Genomic DNA, 15068 nt, shown 5'->3' with positions numbered 1-15068 from the left:
GGCGGTCCGCCCGGTCCGGGAACGATTCGAGAGGGAAGTCCCATGGAGTTCATCCGCCCCGGCTGCTGGGAGGAGGCGCTCGCCGCCAAGGCCGAGCACCCGGCGGCCGTACCGCTCGCGGGCGGCACCGACGTGATGGTGGAGATCAACCTCGGACGCCGCCGGCCCGGGCACCTGCTGGACCTGAGCCGGATCGGCGAGCTGTCCGAGTGGGAGGTCGGCGAGCGGGAGGTCCGGCTCGGCGCCGGCGTGCCGTACGCCCGGATCGTCGCGGAGCTGGGCCGGGAGCTGCCGGGCCTGGCGCTGGCCTCCCGTGCCGTCGCCTCGCCGCAGATCCGCAACCGCGGCGGGGTCGGCGGCAACCTCGGCACCGCCTCCCCGGCCGGTGACGCCCATCCGGCGTTGCTGGCCGCCGGGGCGGAGGTCGAGGTGGAGTCGGTGCGCGGCGCCCGCCGCATCCCGATCGACGCGTTCTACACGGGCGTCAAGCGCAATGCGCTGCTGCCGGACGAGCTGATCAGGCGGGTGCACATCGGGCGGGCGACCGGCCCGCAGCAGTTCTCCAAGGTCGGCACCCGCAACGCGATGGTCATCGCGGTCTGCTCCTTCGGGCTCGCGCTGCACCCCGGCACCGGGACGGTGCGCACCGGCATCGGCTCGGCCGCCCCGACCCCGCGGCGGGCGGCACAGGCCGAGGCGTTCCTCGCGGACGCCCTGGCGGAGGGCGGCCTGTGGGAGAGCCGCGGACCCGTCCCGCCCTCGGTGGCGAAGCGGTTCGCGGCGCTCGCGGCCGGTGCCTGCAGTCCGATCGACGACGTCCGCGGCACCGCCGGCCACCGCCGGCACGCCGTCGGGGTGATGGCCCGCCGGACCTTCCTGTGGGCCTGGGAGGCGTACCGCAAGGGCGCGGAGGGAGTCGCATGATGCGGGTGGGTTTCACCGTCAACGGCGTCCGGCGGGCGGCCGACGGGGTGTGGGAGGGCGAGAGCCTGCTGTACGTGCTGCGCGAGCGGATGGGCCTGCCCGGCTCCAAGAACGCCTGCGAGCAGGGCGAGTGCGGCTCCTGCACGGTGCGCCTGGACGGCGTCCCGGTCTGCGCCTGCCTGGTCGCGGCCGGCCAGGCGCAGGACCGCGAGGTCCGCACGGTGGAGGGCCTGGCCACGGCGGACGGGCCGGCCGCCGTCCAGCGGGCCTTCCTCGACGCCGGGGCCGTCCAGTGCGGCTTCTGCACGCCCGGCCTGCTGGTGGCCGCCGACGAGCTGCTGGAGCGCGACGCGGACCCGAGCGACGCCGACGTCCGCGAGGCGCTCGCGGGCAACCTCTGCCGCTGCACAGGCTACGAGAAGATCATGGACGCGGTCCGCCTGGCGGCCGCCCGGCGCCGGGAGGCGGTCTGAGGCATGGACACCCGCACACCGACGGCCTCGGCCCCCTCCCCCGCCGGTCCCGGCCCCTTTGCCGCCCGGGGCGGCATCGGCGAGTCCGTCCGCCGCCCCGACGGCACCCCGAAGGTCACCGGCGCCTTCGCCTACTCCTCCGACCTGTGGCACCGGGACATGCTCTGGGGGCAGGCCCTGCGCAGCCCGCACGCGCACGCCCGGATCCTGTCCGTGGACGTCTCCGCGGCGCTCGCGCTGCCGGGTGTGCACGCCGTCCTCACCCACGACGACCTGCCGGCCGCGCAGAAGCGGTACGGGCTGGAGATCGCCGACACCCCGGTGCTCGCCGACGGCGTGGTCCGCCACCACGGCGAGCCGGTCGCGCTGGTGGCCGCCGACCACCCGGAGACCGCACGGCGCGCCGCCGCGCTGATCAGGGTCGAGTACCGGCAGCTCCCGGTCGTCACGGACGAGGCGTCCGCGCTCGCACCGGGCGCGGCCGTCCTCCACCCGGACCGGGACGACCGCCATGCGCGGCGCGTCCCGCACCCGAACGTCCTGCACCGGCAGCCGGTCGTCCGCGGCGACGTGGCCGCGGCGGCCCGGCGGGCCGACGTCGTGGTGACCGGCGACTACGTGTTCGGCATGCAGGACCAGGCCTTCCTCGGCCCGGAGTCCGGCCTCGCGGTGCCCGCCGGGGACGGCGGCGTCGACCTGTACGTGGCCACCCAGTGGCTGCACTCGGACCGGCGGCAGATCGCACCCGTCCTCGGCCTGCCGGAGGAGAAGGTGCGCCTGACGCTGGCCGGCGTCGGCGGTGCTTTCGGCGGCCGCGAGGACCTGTCGATGCAGATCCACGCCTGCCTGTTGGCGCTGCGCACCGGCCGGCCCGTCAAGATCGTGTACTCCCGCGAGGAGTCCTTCCTCGGGCACGCCCACCGCCACCCGGCGAGGCTCCACTACGAGCACGGCGCCACCCGCGACGGGAGGCTGACCCACGTCCGGTGCCGGATCGTGCTGGACGGCGGCGCCTACGCCTCGTCCACCGCCGCCGTCGTCGGCAACGCCGCCTCGCTCGGGATCGGGCCCTACCGGGTCGACGACGTGGAGATCGAGGCCGTCGGCCTCTACACCAACAACCCGCCCTGCGGCGCGATGCGCGGCTTCGGCGCGGTGCAGGCCTGCTTCGCCTACGAGGCGCAGATGGACAAGCTCGCCGCCGAACTCGGCATGGACCCGGTGGAGCTGCGCCGGATCAACGCGATGCGCCAGGGCGACCTGATGCCGACCGGCCAGCGGGTGGACTCCCCCGCGCCGGTCGCCGAACTGCTGCGCCGGGTCCGGGACATGCCGCTGCCACCGCCGCTCGACCCGAAGGACCCGGACGTCCGCGACCTGCCGGGCGGGCTCTCCAACACCTCGCACGGCGAGGGCATCGTCCGCGGCATCGGCTACGCCGTGGGCATCAAGAACGTCGGCTTCTCCGAGGGCTTCGACGACTACTCCACCGCCCGGATCCGGTTGGAGGTCATCGACGGCGAGCCGGTCGCCACCGTGCACACCGCGATGGCCGAGGTCGGGCAGGGCGGCGTCACCGTGCACGCCCAGATCGCCCGCACCGAGCTCGGCGTCGAGCAGGTCACCGTCCACCCCGCCGACACCGCCGTCGGCTCGGCCGGCTCCACCTCCGCCTCCCGGCAGACCTACATGACCGGCGGTGCGGTGAAGAACACCTGCGGGGCCGTCCGGGAGCACGTGTTCGCGGCCGGCCGGCGCAGGTTCGGCGGGGACCGCCCGGCCTGGGGCGGCCCCGGGCTGCGGCTCGACGGCGGCAAGGTCGTGACCGGGGACGGCGAGGTCCTCGCCACCCTGGCGGAGGTGCTGGAGGGCGAGGAGCCGATCGACCTCGAACTCGAGTTCCGCCACCGGCCGACCGAACCCTTCGACCCGGTCACCGGCCAGGGCTTCGGCCACGTCCAGTACTCCTTCGCCGCGCACCGCGCGGTGGTCGACGTGGACGTGGAGCTCGGCCTGGTCAAGGTGGTCGAACTGGCCTGCGCCCAGGACGTCGGCCGGGCGCTCAACCCGCTCTCGGTGGCCGGCCAGATCCAGGGCGGCACCGTCCAGGGCCTCGGCATCGCGCTGATGGAGGAGGTCCGGGTCGATCCGGCGACGGCGCGGGTGCTCAACCCCTCCTTCACCGACTACCTGGTGCCGACCCTGCTGGACGCGCCGGCCGTGCCGGTCGACGTCCTGGAACTGGCCGACCCGCACGCCCCGTACGGCCTGCGCGGGGTGGGCGAGGCGCCGACGCTGTCCTCCACCCCGGCCGTGGTGGCCGCCGTCCGGCAGGCCACCGGGAAGGCCCTCACCCGGGTCCCGATCCGTCCCGAACACATCGTCGACTGAGAGGAGTTGACCCGGCCGTGCTGGACATCGCCGCCGATCTGCACCGGTGGTGCACCGAAGGACGCGACTTCGCCGTGGCGACGGTCGTGCACGTCAGCGGCTCCGCCCCGCGGCCGCCCGGCACGGCCCTCGCCGTCGACGCCGCGGGCACCGCGCTCGGCAGCGTCTCCGGCGGCTGCGTGGAGGCCACCGTCCACCAGCTGTGCCAGGAGGCGCTGGTGACCGGCGAGAGCGTGCTGCAGCACTTCGGCGACGCCGACGGGGACCCGTTCGCCGTCGGCCTGACCTGCGGCGGCAGCATCGACGTCCTGGTGACGCCGGTGCGCCGCCGGGACGCCGTCCGGCCGGTGCTCGCCGCCGCCCTGGCCACCGCCGCCGGGAGCGGGGCCGTGGCGGCCGTCCGTGTCGCCGGCGGCCCGGACGGCCCGGCCGGCGGCGCCCTGCTGGTGCGGCCGGGCGGCGCGTACGAGGGCACCCTCGGCAGGGGCGGCGCGCTCGACGGCGCCGCGGCCCTGGAGGCGGCGGCGCTGCTGGCCGCGGGCCGCACCCGGACGGTGGAGGTCGCACCCGACCGGAGCCGGCCGGTCGTCCTGCTGGTGGAGTGCAGCGTGCCCCCGCCGCGGATGATCGTCTTCGGTGCGATCGACTTCGCCTCGGCGCTGGTGCGCATCGGCGGATTCCTCGGCCACCACGTCACCGTGTGCGACGCCCGTCCGGTCTTCGCCACCCGCGAGCGCTTCCCGGAGGCGGACGAGGTGGTGGTCGACCGGCCGCACCGCTACCTCGACTCCCAGCGCGACCGGATCGACGGCCGCACCGTGCTGTGCGCCCTCACCCACGAGGCCAGGTTCGACGTCCCGTTGCTGGAGCGCGCCCTGCGGCTGCCGGTGGCGTACGTCGGTGCCATGGGGTCCCGGCGCACCCACGCCGACCGGCTGGAGCGGCTGCGTGCGGCCGGCCTCTCGGAGCCCGAACTGGCCCGGCTGCACTCCCCGATCGGCCTCGACCTGGGGGCCTGGACGCCCGAGGAGGTCGCGGTGTCGATCGCGGCCGAGATCGTCGCCTGCCGGGGCGGCGGCACCGGCCTGCCGCTCGGCCGCGTCGGCACGCCGATCCACCGCACACCGGCCCACCGCGTGCAGCCCCACCGTGCGCCGGCCCACCGCGCACCGGCCCGCGCCGAGCGGGCGGCCGCGGCGCGATAGGCCACCGATAGCGGCGTCCGGATACTCGGTGGCCGAGCGGTGGGCGACCCCCTCCGCGCGGCCCGAGTGCCTGCGTCCTGATCGCCCGGCAGACCCCCTCACCCAAGGAGTTGCGGATGACCACCGGCCTCGAACTCGCGCCGCCCCACCCGGCCGTCGCCGAACCCGGCCCCGGCGAGGCGTTCACCGACCACATGGTCGTGATGGACTGGACGGAGGCGGACGGCTGGTCCGCGCCCCGGCTGAGCAGACTCGCCGACCTCTCCCTCCATCCCGGCACGCTCGGCCTGCACTACGGCCAGGTCGTCTTCGAGGGGCTGAAGGCGCACCGGCGGGCCGACGGCACGGCGGGCGTCTGGCGCCCCCGCGACCACGCGCTGCGGTTCCGCGGCTCCTGCCGCCGGATGGCCATGCCGGAGCTCCCGGAGGACGCCTTCACCGACGCCGCCCACCGGCTGGTCCGCGCGGACGAGGGCTTCCTGCCGGCCGACGGCTCGCGCAGTCTCTACCTGCGGCCGCTGATGTTCGGCTCGGACGCCTCGCTGATGCTGCGCCCCTCGCGCACCTACCGCTTCCTGCTGATGGCCTTCGTGACCGGGGGCTTCTTCGGCGACGGGGCCGAGCCGGTCGCCGTCCACGTGAGCCGCGACCACGTCCGGGCCGTGCCCGGCGGCACCGGCGAGGTCAAGGTGGCCGGCAACTACGCCCCGACCTTCCTGGCGCAGCGGGCGGCGGAGGCCGCCGGCTGCCGGCAGGTCGTCTGGCTCGACGCCGTCGAACGGCGCTGGGTGGAGGAGCTGGGCGGGATGAACCTCTTCCTCGTCCGGGGGCGGGGCGAGCGGGCCGAGGTGGTGACCCCGGAGCTGACGCGGACGCTGCTGCCCGGCGTCACCCGCAGCACCCTGCTGACCCTGGCCCGGCGCCTCGGCCACCGGGTGGTGGAGGAGCGGATCGCCCTGGACGAGTGGCGTGCGCAGTGCGAGGCCGGCGTCGTCACCGAGGCGTTCGCCTGCGGCACCTGGGCCGTCGTCACCCCGGTCGGCCGGGTGCGGGACGGGGACGGCGGCTGGACGGTCGGGGACGGCCGGCCGGGACCGGTGACGACCGCGCTGCACCGGCTCCTCACCGACCTGCACCGCGGCCGCGTCCTTGACGAGGACGGCTGGTTCCACCCGTCGACCCGCTGACCCACCCTCACCCACGGAGCGAGAGAATGACTGACCTGAGCATCACGGCCCGGTTCCGCCGGTGCTGCGAGCGGTTCGGCGACCGGGTGGCCCTGAGCGACGAGCACACCTCCCTGACGTACGCGGAACTCGCCGCCGAGGCCGACCGCCTCGCCGCGCGGCTGGTCGAGCGGGGCGTGCGGGCCGGCGACGTGGTCGCCGTCCTCACCCGGCGGTCGGTCGACGGCATCGTCGCCCTGCTCGCGGTGGTCTCCGCCGGCGCCGCGTACCTGGCCCTGGACACCCGCTATCCCGCCGCCCGCACCGAGTTCATGCTGCGCGACTCCGGGGCCCGTCTGGTGGTCACCCAGCGCGAGCTGGCCGACGGCCTCCCCGACGGGTTCGCGACCGTGTTCGCCGACGACCGGGCCCCGGCCGGGGCGCCGGCGGCCGTCCGCACGGCCGACCCGTCCGGCGAGGACCTGGCCTACGTGGCCTACACCTCGGGGTCGACCGGCACGCCGAAGGGCGTGATGGTGCCGCACCGCGGGGTGGTGCGGCTCGTCGTCGACCCGGACTTCGTCACGATCACCCCGGAGGACGTCCTCCTCCAGATCGGCCCGCTGGCCTTCGACGCCTCGACCTTCGAGATCTGGGGGGCGCTGCTCAACGGCGCCCGCCTGGTGGTCGCCCCGCCGGGCGACCTCTCGCTCGCCGAGACCACCGGATTCGTCCGTGCCTCGGGCGTCACCGTGCTGCTGCTGACGACCGGTCTGCTGCACCAGGTGGTGGACCACGGCCTCGACGACCTCAAGCAGGTGCGGTACCTGCTCACCGGCGGCGACGTGCTCTCCGCCGACCACGCCGACCGGGCGGTGGCGGCCCTGCCGGGCACCGTCCTGGTCAACGGGTACGGCCCGACCGAGAACACCACCTACACCTGCTGCCACGCCTTCGACAGCCCGCTGCACACCCCCTCGGTGCCGATCGGCCGGCCGATCAACGGCACCTGGGTGCGGGTGCTCGACCCCGAGCTGCGGCCGGTGGCCCCCGGCGGGACGGGCGAGCTGTACACCGGCGGCACCGGCCTCGCCCACGGCTACCTCGGCCGCCCGGCGCTCACCGCCGAGCGCTTCCTGCCCGACCCGGAGGGCGACGGCGCACGGATGTACCGCACCGGCGACCTGGTGCGCAGCACCGAGCCGGCGATCGAGTTCCTCGGCCGGGCCGACCGCCAGGTGAAGGTCCGCGGCTTCCGGATCGAACTCGGCGAGGTCGAGGCCGCCCTCGCCGGGCTGCCGGCCGTCGCCCAGTACCACCTGGCCAAGGCGCAGGCCCCGACCGGCGGTCACGCGCTGCACGCCGCCCTGGTGCTGCGCAAGGACCACCGGCAGACCTCCCTGCTGGAGCTGCGCGCCTCGCTCGCCGAGGTGCTGCCCTCCTACGCGGTGCCGTCCCTGATCACGGTGGTCGACGAGTTCCCGCTGACCGCCAACGGCAAGGTGGACGCGGCCGCCCTCGCGGCCCGGACCCGCGTCCGCAGCCCGCAGCTGATGACCGAGTACCGGGGACCGGGCTCGCCGGCCGAGCAGGCGGTGGTGAGCCTCTGGTCGGACCACTTCGGGGTGGCGGGCATCGGTGCGGACGACGACTTCTTCGAACTGGGCGGGCACTCCCTGCTCGGCGTGAAGATCATCGCCGAGCTCCACCAGGCCTTCGGCGTGGACATCTCGCCGCGGGACTTCTACTTCGACCCGACCCCGGCGGGCATGGCCCGGCTGGTCGCGGAGCGGGCGGCCCGGTGAGCACGACCGCGAAGCGGAGCACCTCGCTGCTGCTCCCCGTCCTCGCCGCGAACGCGGTCTCGGTGGCCGGCACCCGGCTGACCGCAGTCGCCGTCCCCTGGCTCGTCCTCACCACCACCGGTTCGGCCACCCGCACCGGCCTGGTGGCCGCCTGCGAACTCACCCCGCTGGTCGTCTCGAAGGCGCTCTGCGGCCCGGTCATCGACCGGCTCGGCTCCCGCCGGGTCAGCGTCTGCGCGGACCTGCTCAGTGCGGCCGCGGTGGCCCTCGTCCCGCTGCTCCACCTGGCCGGCATGCTGAGCTTCCCGGTGCTGCTGGTGCTGGTCGCCGTCGCCGGGGCGGCCCGTGGCCCGGCCGACACCTCCAAGTTCACCCTCGGCCCGGACATCGCGGACGCCGCCGGGCTGCCGCTGGAACGGGTCACCGGGCTGGTCAGCGCGACCGAACGGACCGCCATGATCATCGCGCCGGCCCTGGCGGGCGCCGTCATCGGGGCGGCCGGACCGGCGAACGCCCTGCTGCTGGACGCCGCGTCCTTCGTGGTCTGCGCGGTCGCCGTGGGCCTCCGGGCCCCGAAGCGCCGCCGCCCGGCGGCGGAGCCCGCCGGGGAGGCGGCCGCGCCGGAGCCGTACCTCGCCCAGCTCCGCGGCGGCTGGACGTTCCTCACCTCCGACCGGATGGTGCGCTCGCTCGTCGCGATGGTCAGCGTGACCAACCTGGTCGACGCCGCGTACAGCGCCGTCCTGCTCCCCGTCTGGATCCGCGACCACGGCTACGGGGCGCTCGAACTCGGCCTGATCGGCACGGCGTTCTCGGTGACGGCCGCCGGGGCCGCGCTGCTGGCCGCCGCCTACGGCGAGCGCGTGCCGCGCCGGGCGGCCTTCCTGGTGGGCTTCTTCCTCGGCGGGGTGCCGCGCTTCGCGGCGATGGCGCTCGGCGCACCGATGTGGTGCGTGATCGGCGTGGCGCTGGTCGGCGGCTTCGGCTCCGGCTTCATCAACCCGGTCCTCAGCGCCGTGTTCGTCGAACGCATCCCGCGCGACCTGCTGGGCCGGGTCAGCTCCCTGGCGGAGGCCGCCGCCTGGACCGGCATGCCGCTCGGCGGGATCCTCGCCGGTTCGGCGATCGCCGCCGCCGGGCTGGCGCCGGTGCTGGTCACCGCAGGGGCCGTCTACCTGGCCGCCGTCGTCGTCCCCGGCCTGCTCCCCCAGTGGAGCGAGATGAACCGCCGCGACCGACCGCACGGCGCGGTGCGGCCCGCACCGCGCCGACCGCAGCAGACCGAGTCAGGAGCGTGACCGCATGAGCACCACCCACCCCGAGCAGCTCGCCGTGTCCGGCACGGACTTCGTCACCAGACTCTTCGAGGTGATCGACGGCCGCCGCTGGGACGAACTGCCCACCCTCTTCGCCGAGGACTGCACCTACCACCGCCCCGGCTACGAGGCGATCAGCGGCCTCGACGCCGTCCTGCGGTTCTACCGCGAGGAGCGGATCATCAGCGACGGCCGCCACGAGATCGAGCACGTCGCCGAGTCGGACTCCTCGGTCGCCTGCTGGGGACGCTTCCGCGGGGTCGGCAAGGACGGCCGGCAGCTCGACGAGCGGTTCTCCGACCTGTACTTCCTCGACGGCCGGAAGATCAGGACCCGCCGCACCTACTTCTACCGCCCCGCCATCTGAGACCGCCGTCTGAGACCGCCGCCGGCGGCGCTCGGGTACCCACGAGCGGTGCTGCGCCCCCGGGTGGCCCGCGACCGGGTTCGAAGGCGCGCCCCACCGGCCTCCTCGGCCTTTCGTTCCCGACCAGTGAAGACCACCGTGTGCGCAGATCAGGGGGAGACTGACGTGACCAGGATGAGCGTCGTGCTCGTGGCGGAGGACGCCTTCGTCCGCAACGGCATCAGATCGATCCTCGGCAACGAACCATCGGTCAGGATCGCCGGGGAGGCGGCCAACGTCGGCCAGGCGTGCCGGCTCGGCACCCAGCTCGACCCGGCGCTCTTCGTCGTCGACATGCCGGCGGTCAAGGACCGCGACACCCTCCTCGGGCAGGTCCGGCGCCTCGCCGCGTCGGGGCACGGCGGCGCGGCCTCGGTGCTCGTCCTCGGCTCGGACCTGCGCCGGATGGACCTGGACGTGCTCCGGCTGGGCGGCTGCGCGATCATCCGGCGGCAGGTCGCCGCCGGGGAACTCGCCCCGGCGGTCCGTCTGCTGGCCTCCGGCTACCTGCCGGTCGAACAGACGCTGGTGCAGCAGCTCGCGCACACCGCCCCGCGGCTCGGCGCGGTGCCGACGCTCACCGAACGCGAGCAGGAGGTGCTGCACCTGCTCGCCCGGGGGATGTCGAACGCCGAGATCGCCACCGAGCTGGGCGTCGCCGGCTCCACGGTGAAGTCCCACGTGCAGGAGATCTTCGGCAAGCTGGGCCTGCGCAACCGGGTGCAGGCCGTCATCTACGCGTACGAGTCCCGGGCCGCGGCGCCGGTCGCGGCCCGGAGGATGGGAGCCTGACATGGCCGGCAACTGGCTGCTGCGCCGACCGCGGACGGACTCGGTCGCACGGCTCTTCTGCTTCCCCTACTCCGGTGTGGGCGCCTCGATGTTCAGCAGGTGGCCCGAGGAGATCGACGGCATCGAGGTGTGCCCCGTCCAGCCGCCGGGCCGGGAGAACCGCTCGCGCGAGCCGCACTACGGCAGTTACGAGCGGTTCGCCGCCGACCTGGTGGAGTTCCTCCGGCCGTACCTGGACCGGCCGTTCGCCTTCTTCGGGCACTGCGCCGGCGCCCTGCCGGCCTTCGAGACGGCGCTCCGGCTCGCCGGGAGCGGGCTGCCCGCGCCCGAGCGGCTCTTCGTCTCGGCCCAGGTGGCCCCGCACCACTGCCCGCACGACCGGTACCTCGACCTGGACGAGGAGCAGCTCCGGGCGGAGATGGGCAACCTGGTGCTGCTGCGGGGCGGCACGCCGCATCCCGTCCTGATCGACCTCGCCCTCGAGGTCCTGCACCAGGACCTGGAGGTGAACCGGGTCTACCGGCGCCCGTCGCCGGTGGCCCTGCCGGGCCCGGTCACCGTGCTGGAGTGGACGGAGGACACCGAGATCAGCCTCGACCGGATGGCGGGGTGGCGGGAGTACGCACGGACGGTGGAGTACACCGCCCTGCCCGGCGGGCACTTCGAGTTCCTGTCGGCGCCGCCCCTGCTGATGAAGACCCTCTCCTTCCTGTGACGTCGGCGGGCGGGCGGCAGGCGGCGGGCGGGTGTCAGCGCCGGGCGGCGGTGCGGCGCGCGGGCGGGGTGATGCGGACGCGCCGGGTGGCGGGCGCCTTCTCGATGTCGTCGAGCTGGGCCGTGACGGTGCTGCGCAGGTCGTCGTAGTCCTCGAAGCAGTGGTCGTTGAACAGGGTGTAGCCCGTCCACATCAGGTTGGCGCACACCCGGGCCGGCACCTGTCCGGTCTGCGCGCCCATGCCGACCAGTGCCACCGAGCGGATGCTGCCCGGCGCTTCGGCGTTCTTCCGGTGCACGGCCTGGAACGCGGCGGCGCAGGCCAGCGCCACGTTGAGCGTCTGGCTGACGTTCTGCGAGGACGACTCCATCGTCGGCGCCGAGATCAGGAACCTGGGGTTGACCGCGCCGGAGGGGACGCAGACGGCGCTGCCGACCGGCAGCCGGCCGGCGAACCCGTCCCGGATCGCCCGCTGCACGCGCAGCTGGATGCCGGCGCCGAGGTGCCGCTTGATCACCGCGTCGACGCCGCCGTCCATCCGGCCGCGGGAGTTGGTGGGGGTGACCCAGGCGTCGACGTGCTCGTCGAGGATCGAGCCGCGGTGGATCTCGATCTCGGGGGTGTCGGCGAACGCCGCCCGCCAGGACTCCACCACGGTGCTGTTGATGTCGGTCAGCACGACCCTGAGCGGCGGCTGCTGCGGGTTCTCGGACATGGGTCGGGCTCCTCCCGGACGAGCGGTCTTCCGTCGTCCATGAACCTAGACGGCGGCACCGACAGCGCCGCCGGGCCCGGTCGCCGCCGCCCCGGCGGCGCGGTCGGTTGTCACTCGCGGACGGTAGGACTGGAGTCGCCGTCGGGGAACTGACGGTCCGTTCCTGCCATCCGTCCGCACGGTTCGACGATTCCGGAGCAGCGCCACCATGACCGAGGCCACCACCCCCGCCCAGCACGACCCGAACGACCCGCTGGCGCTCACGGAGCTCTTCGCCGGCGGCGGCGAGCCGTGGCTGCCGCTGCTGAAGCCGGTCGTCGAGGCGCAGCCCGACGCGGCCGCGTTCATCGGCCCGGCCCGCGGCCCGGCGGTCGTGCCCGTCCGCGAGCTCACCTTCCAGGCGCTCAAGCCCCATGCGCCGCACAAGTGGAAGGTGGTCGTCTTCGGGCAGAACCCGTACCCGCGGCCGGAGAGCGCCACCGGCATCGCGATGTTCGACAACACCTTCCACGACTGGAAGGACAGCCAGTTCGGCCGGGTGGTCAGCATCCGCTGCATCATCAAGGCCGCGGCGATGTGGAAGTACGGCATCGCGAAGAAGACACCGATCGCCGACGTCCGGGCGCTGCTGAAGGAGCGGGAGACCGTCCAGCCGCCGGAGTGGTTCCAGGCGATGCTCACCCAGGGCGTGCTGCTGCTGAACGCGGCGCTGACCGCCAGCAGCGACGGCTCGGTGGGCGCCGACCGGCACACCGCGTTCTGGCGCCCGGTCGCCGAGCGGATCGTCGAGGAGATCCTCCGGGCCAAGCAGGACGCCGACGAGGCGGACCGCAGCGTGGTGTTCGCCTGGTGGGGCGCCCACGCGCGGAGCCTGAAGAAGGTCGTCCTGGAGCTGCAGAAGAAGTACCCGGGGGTGGAGGTCCGGCACATCGACCACGCCAACCCGGCGGCGCAGGGCGACATCTTCTGCGACGGCGACCACTTCGACACGGTGAACACCGCGCTGACGTCCATGGGCACCGACCCGGTGGACTGGCTGCCGAGCAAGGGGTGGAACACCCACGCGGCGGACGGCGGCGGTGCGGACGGCGACGGCACCGCGGAGCGGATGGGCGCGTTCATCGCCTCCACCATGGAGCTGCACCAGCTCTACCTGGACCGGCTCGCGAGCGTCAAGGACGAGGGCCTCGAACTGCCGGAGATCACCGGCGTGTTCGACACTCCGCTGATGGACTTCCGGGACGCCGTCGCCCCGGTGGCGGCGGTGCTGCGCGGCCTGGACCGGCACGTGGAGCGGTCGTACGAGTTCGGCAAGCGCCGGGCGGACGAGGTGCCCGGCGGCCTGTCCGCCGACGCCGTCGCGGCGATCCACCTCTACACCTGCGAGTCGGCGTTCTACCGGGAGATCAACGCCGTGCTGCGGTCGCCGGACCGCAGCCGGCTGGTGCCGTACCTCGCCTACCTGCGGCTGCTGTTCTCGGCCGTCTCGCAGTTGCCGGCCCGCACCGAGCCGCTGTGGCGCGGTGTGGCGCTGGACCTCCGCGCGCAGTACCCGCTGGGCCGGACGGTGACCTGGTGGGGCGTGTCCTCCTGCACCTCCGAGCCGGGCGTGGCCCGGGGCTTCCTCGGCAGCCGGGGCAAGCGGACGCTGTTCGAGGTCGTCCCCTCCCGGGCGGTCGGCATCCGCGACTTCTCGGCCTTCACCGGCGAGGAGGAGTTCATCCTGCTGCCGGGCACCCAGCTGGAGGTGACGGAGGTCCGCAGCGAGCGCGGCGGCCTGTGCACGGTGCGGCTGACGGAGGTCGCGGAGGGGCCGCTGGTGTCCTGAGCGCCGGCCGCGGCCGGGGTCGTCGGACCCCGGCCGCGGCCGTCAGAAGTCGCGCAGGCGGCCGAACGGGACGATGGACGTCCAGGCGCCCTTCTGCACCTTGTAGATGGAGGCGACCTGGTTGTGGGTGTCGCCGAACTCGTCGAAGGAGACGTCGCCGGTGACGCCGAAGAACGAGACGTTCTGCAGCGCGTCCGCGGTGGCCTTGCGCAGTTCGGCGCCGGTGAGGTCCTCGTTCGACTGCCGGGCCTTGGCGACCGCCTGGATCACCGCCCAGGTGGAGTCGTAGCCGTAGGCGCCGAACGGCCCGGGCTCCTCCTTGTAGCCTGCCGCGCGGTAGGCGTCGAGGTAGCCGAAGGCCGAGGCGAGGCCCTCGACGGAGATGCCCGGCTGGCTGGCGAGGTCGCCGTCGGAGGCCGTGCCGGCGGCCTTGATGAAGCCGTCGGTGTGCAGACCGTCGCCGCCGGCCAGCGGCACCTTGACGCCGGCGGCCCTGAGCGCCGCGCCGAGCGGTCCGCCCTCGGGGTGCTCGCCGCCGTAGTAGACGATGTCGGGGTCCTGTGCCGCCACCAGCTGCGCGATCTTCGAGAAGTCGGTGGTGCCCGGCTTCACGGTCGTCCGGTACACCACCTTGCCGCCGACCTCCTCGAAGGCGGTCGCGAACTCGGCGGCGAGGTTGCTGCCGTAGGCCTTGGTGTCGCTGATCACGGCGGCCCGCCCGGCCTTCAGCCGGCTGTGCGCGTAGCGGGCGAGCAGCGGGCCCTGGACGGCGTCGGTGGTGACCGTCCGGAAGTAGGTGGGGTACTGGCGCTTCTTGCCGTTGGTCCGGTAGTCGGCGCCCCAGGTCAGCCCGGGTGCGGTGTTGGACGGGGAGACCTCGGCCAGGCCGGCCTGCGCCATCACGGGGGCCATCAGGAGCGCGCCCCCGGAGGTCAGCGGGCCGACCACGCCCATCACCCGGGCGTCGGCGGCGAACGCATCGCCGTTGGACTTGGCCTTCTGCTCGTCCGCCTCGTCGTCCTTCGCGTCGAGCACGAACTTCACGCCGGGCACGACGTTCTTGGCATTGGCCTTGGCGATGGCCAGTTCGGCGGAGTTCCGGATGCCGAGCCCCAGGTCGGCGAGCTTGCCGGTCAGCGGACCGTCGACACCGATCACGACCGTGACGGTCGATCCGGAGCCGAGCACGCCCGAGGAACAACCCGACAGCAGCACGGCGCAGACCACACCCAGGGCGGAAGCCCTGGGCCTCGAGAATCCGGTCACTGGCACATCCCTTGCTGAGTGGGTTTGCTCATGGGACGCCGGACCGCGCGCCGGTCTGGGCCGCTG

At 74.4% G+C, this 15068-nt stretch carries 13 protein-coding genes; 11 read left to right on the top strand and 2 right to left on the bottom strand.

Annotated elements, in window-relative coordinates; genetic code table 11:
- The first annotated feature begins 42 nt into the window (after positions 1–42).
- From AB0442_RS09935 to AB0442_RS09890, 10 genes are all read left to right on the top strand, one after another.
- On the top strand, positions 43–924 hold the full coding sequence (locus tag AB0442_RS09935; protein WP_366161895.1) for an FAD binding domain-containing protein: 882 nt from the start codon (positions 43–45) through the stop codon (positions 922–924).
- Positions 924–1397: a (2Fe-2S)-binding protein gene (locus tag AB0442_RS09930; protein WP_366161965.1), complete on the top strand. Its 474-nt coding sequence runs from the start codon at positions 924–926 to the stop codon at positions 1395–1397. Before AB0442_RS09935 ends, AB0442_RS09930 begins: the two co-directional genes overlap by 1 nt.
- Positions 1398–1400: 3 nt before the next feature.
- Positions 1401–3788, top strand: a complete 2388-nt coding sequence (gene pucD / locus AB0442_RS09925) for a xanthine dehydrogenase subunit D (RefSeq protein WP_366161893.1) — start codon at positions 1401–1403, stop codon at positions 3786–3788.
- Positions 3789–3805: 17 nt separating this feature from the next.
- The gene (locus AB0442_RS09920) at positions 3806–4993 is read left to right on the top strand and encodes an XdhC/CoxI family protein (RefSeq protein ID WP_366161892.1); all 1188 of its coding nucleotides are present in this window, start codon (positions 3806–3808) and stop codon (positions 4991–4993) included.
- A 116-nt stretch (positions 4994–5109) separates the two neighbouring features.
- Positions 5110–6180, top strand: a complete 1071-nt coding sequence (locus AB0442_RS09915; protein WP_366161891.1) for a branched-chain amino acid aminotransferase — start codon at positions 5110–5112, stop codon at positions 6178–6180.
- A gap of 26 nt (positions 6181–6206) precedes the next feature.
- Positions 6207–7964 carry a non-ribosomal peptide synthetase gene (locus tag AB0442_RS09910; protein WP_366161890.1) on the top strand — a complete coding sequence of 586 codons (1758 nt, stop codon included), beginning with the start codon at positions 6207–6209 and terminating at the stop codon, positions 7962–7964.
- Positions 7961–9262, top strand: coding sequence for an MFS transporter (locus AB0442_RS09905; RefSeq protein WP_366161889.1), 1302 nt, complete (start codon positions 7961–7963; stop codon positions 9260–9262). Before AB0442_RS09910 ends, AB0442_RS09905 begins: the two co-directional genes overlap by 4 nt.
- Before the next feature lie 4 nt (positions 9263–9266).
- Complete coding sequence (locus AB0442_RS09900) at positions 9267–9647, top strand: nuclear transport factor 2 family protein (protein WP_344627543.1); 381 nt, start codon at positions 9267–9269, stop codon at positions 9645–9647.
- A 174-nt stretch (positions 9648–9821) separates the two neighbouring features.
- On the top strand, positions 9822–10478 hold the full coding sequence (locus AB0442_RS09895; RefSeq protein ID WP_344627560.1) for a response regulator transcription factor: 657 nt from the start codon (positions 9822–9824) through the stop codon (positions 10476–10478).
- A 1-nt stretch (position 10479) separates the two neighbouring features.
- The gene (locus AB0442_RS09890) at positions 10480–11193 is read left to right on the top strand and encodes a thioesterase domain-containing protein (protein ID WP_366161888.1); all 714 of its coding nucleotides are present in this window, start codon (positions 10480–10482) and stop codon (positions 11191–11193) included.
- Positions 11194–11227: 34 nt separating this feature from the next.
- On the opposite strand, the gene AB0442_RS09885 is transcribed toward AB0442_RS09890, so the two are convergent.
- Entirely contained in the window at positions 11228–11908 is a 681-nt protein-coding gene (locus AB0442_RS09885; RefSeq protein ID WP_366161887.1) for a macro domain-containing protein, read from the bottom strand.
- Between the two features lie 208 nt (positions 11909–12116).
- On the opposite strand from AB0442_RS09885, the gene AB0442_RS09880 reads away from it, so the two are divergent.
- Positions 12117–13736 (top strand): ADP-ribosyltransferase domain-containing protein, encoded by a 1620-nt coding sequence (locus AB0442_RS09880; protein WP_366161886.1) that lies wholly within the window; start codon positions 12117–12119, stop codon positions 13734–13736.
- 42 nt (positions 13737–13778) lie between these two features.
- Here AB0442_RS09880 and AB0442_RS09875 read toward each other — a convergent pair whose 3' ends face one another.
- The gene (locus AB0442_RS09875) at positions 13779–15002 is read right to left on the bottom strand and encodes a branched-chain amino acid ABC transporter substrate-binding protein (protein ID WP_366161885.1); all 1224 of its coding nucleotides are present in this window, start codon (positions 15000–15002) and stop codon (positions 13779–13781) included.
- Between the last annotated feature and the right edge of the window lie 66 nt (positions 15003–15068).

It is taken from the genome of Kitasatospora sp. NPDC085895 (assembly GCF_040702125.1).
GTDB classification, from domain to species: Bacteria; Actinomycetota; Actinomycetes; order Streptomycetales; family Streptomycetaceae; genus Kitasatospora; species Kitasatospora arboriphila.
This window is presented reverse-complemented; position numbering and strand designations above follow the sequence as displayed.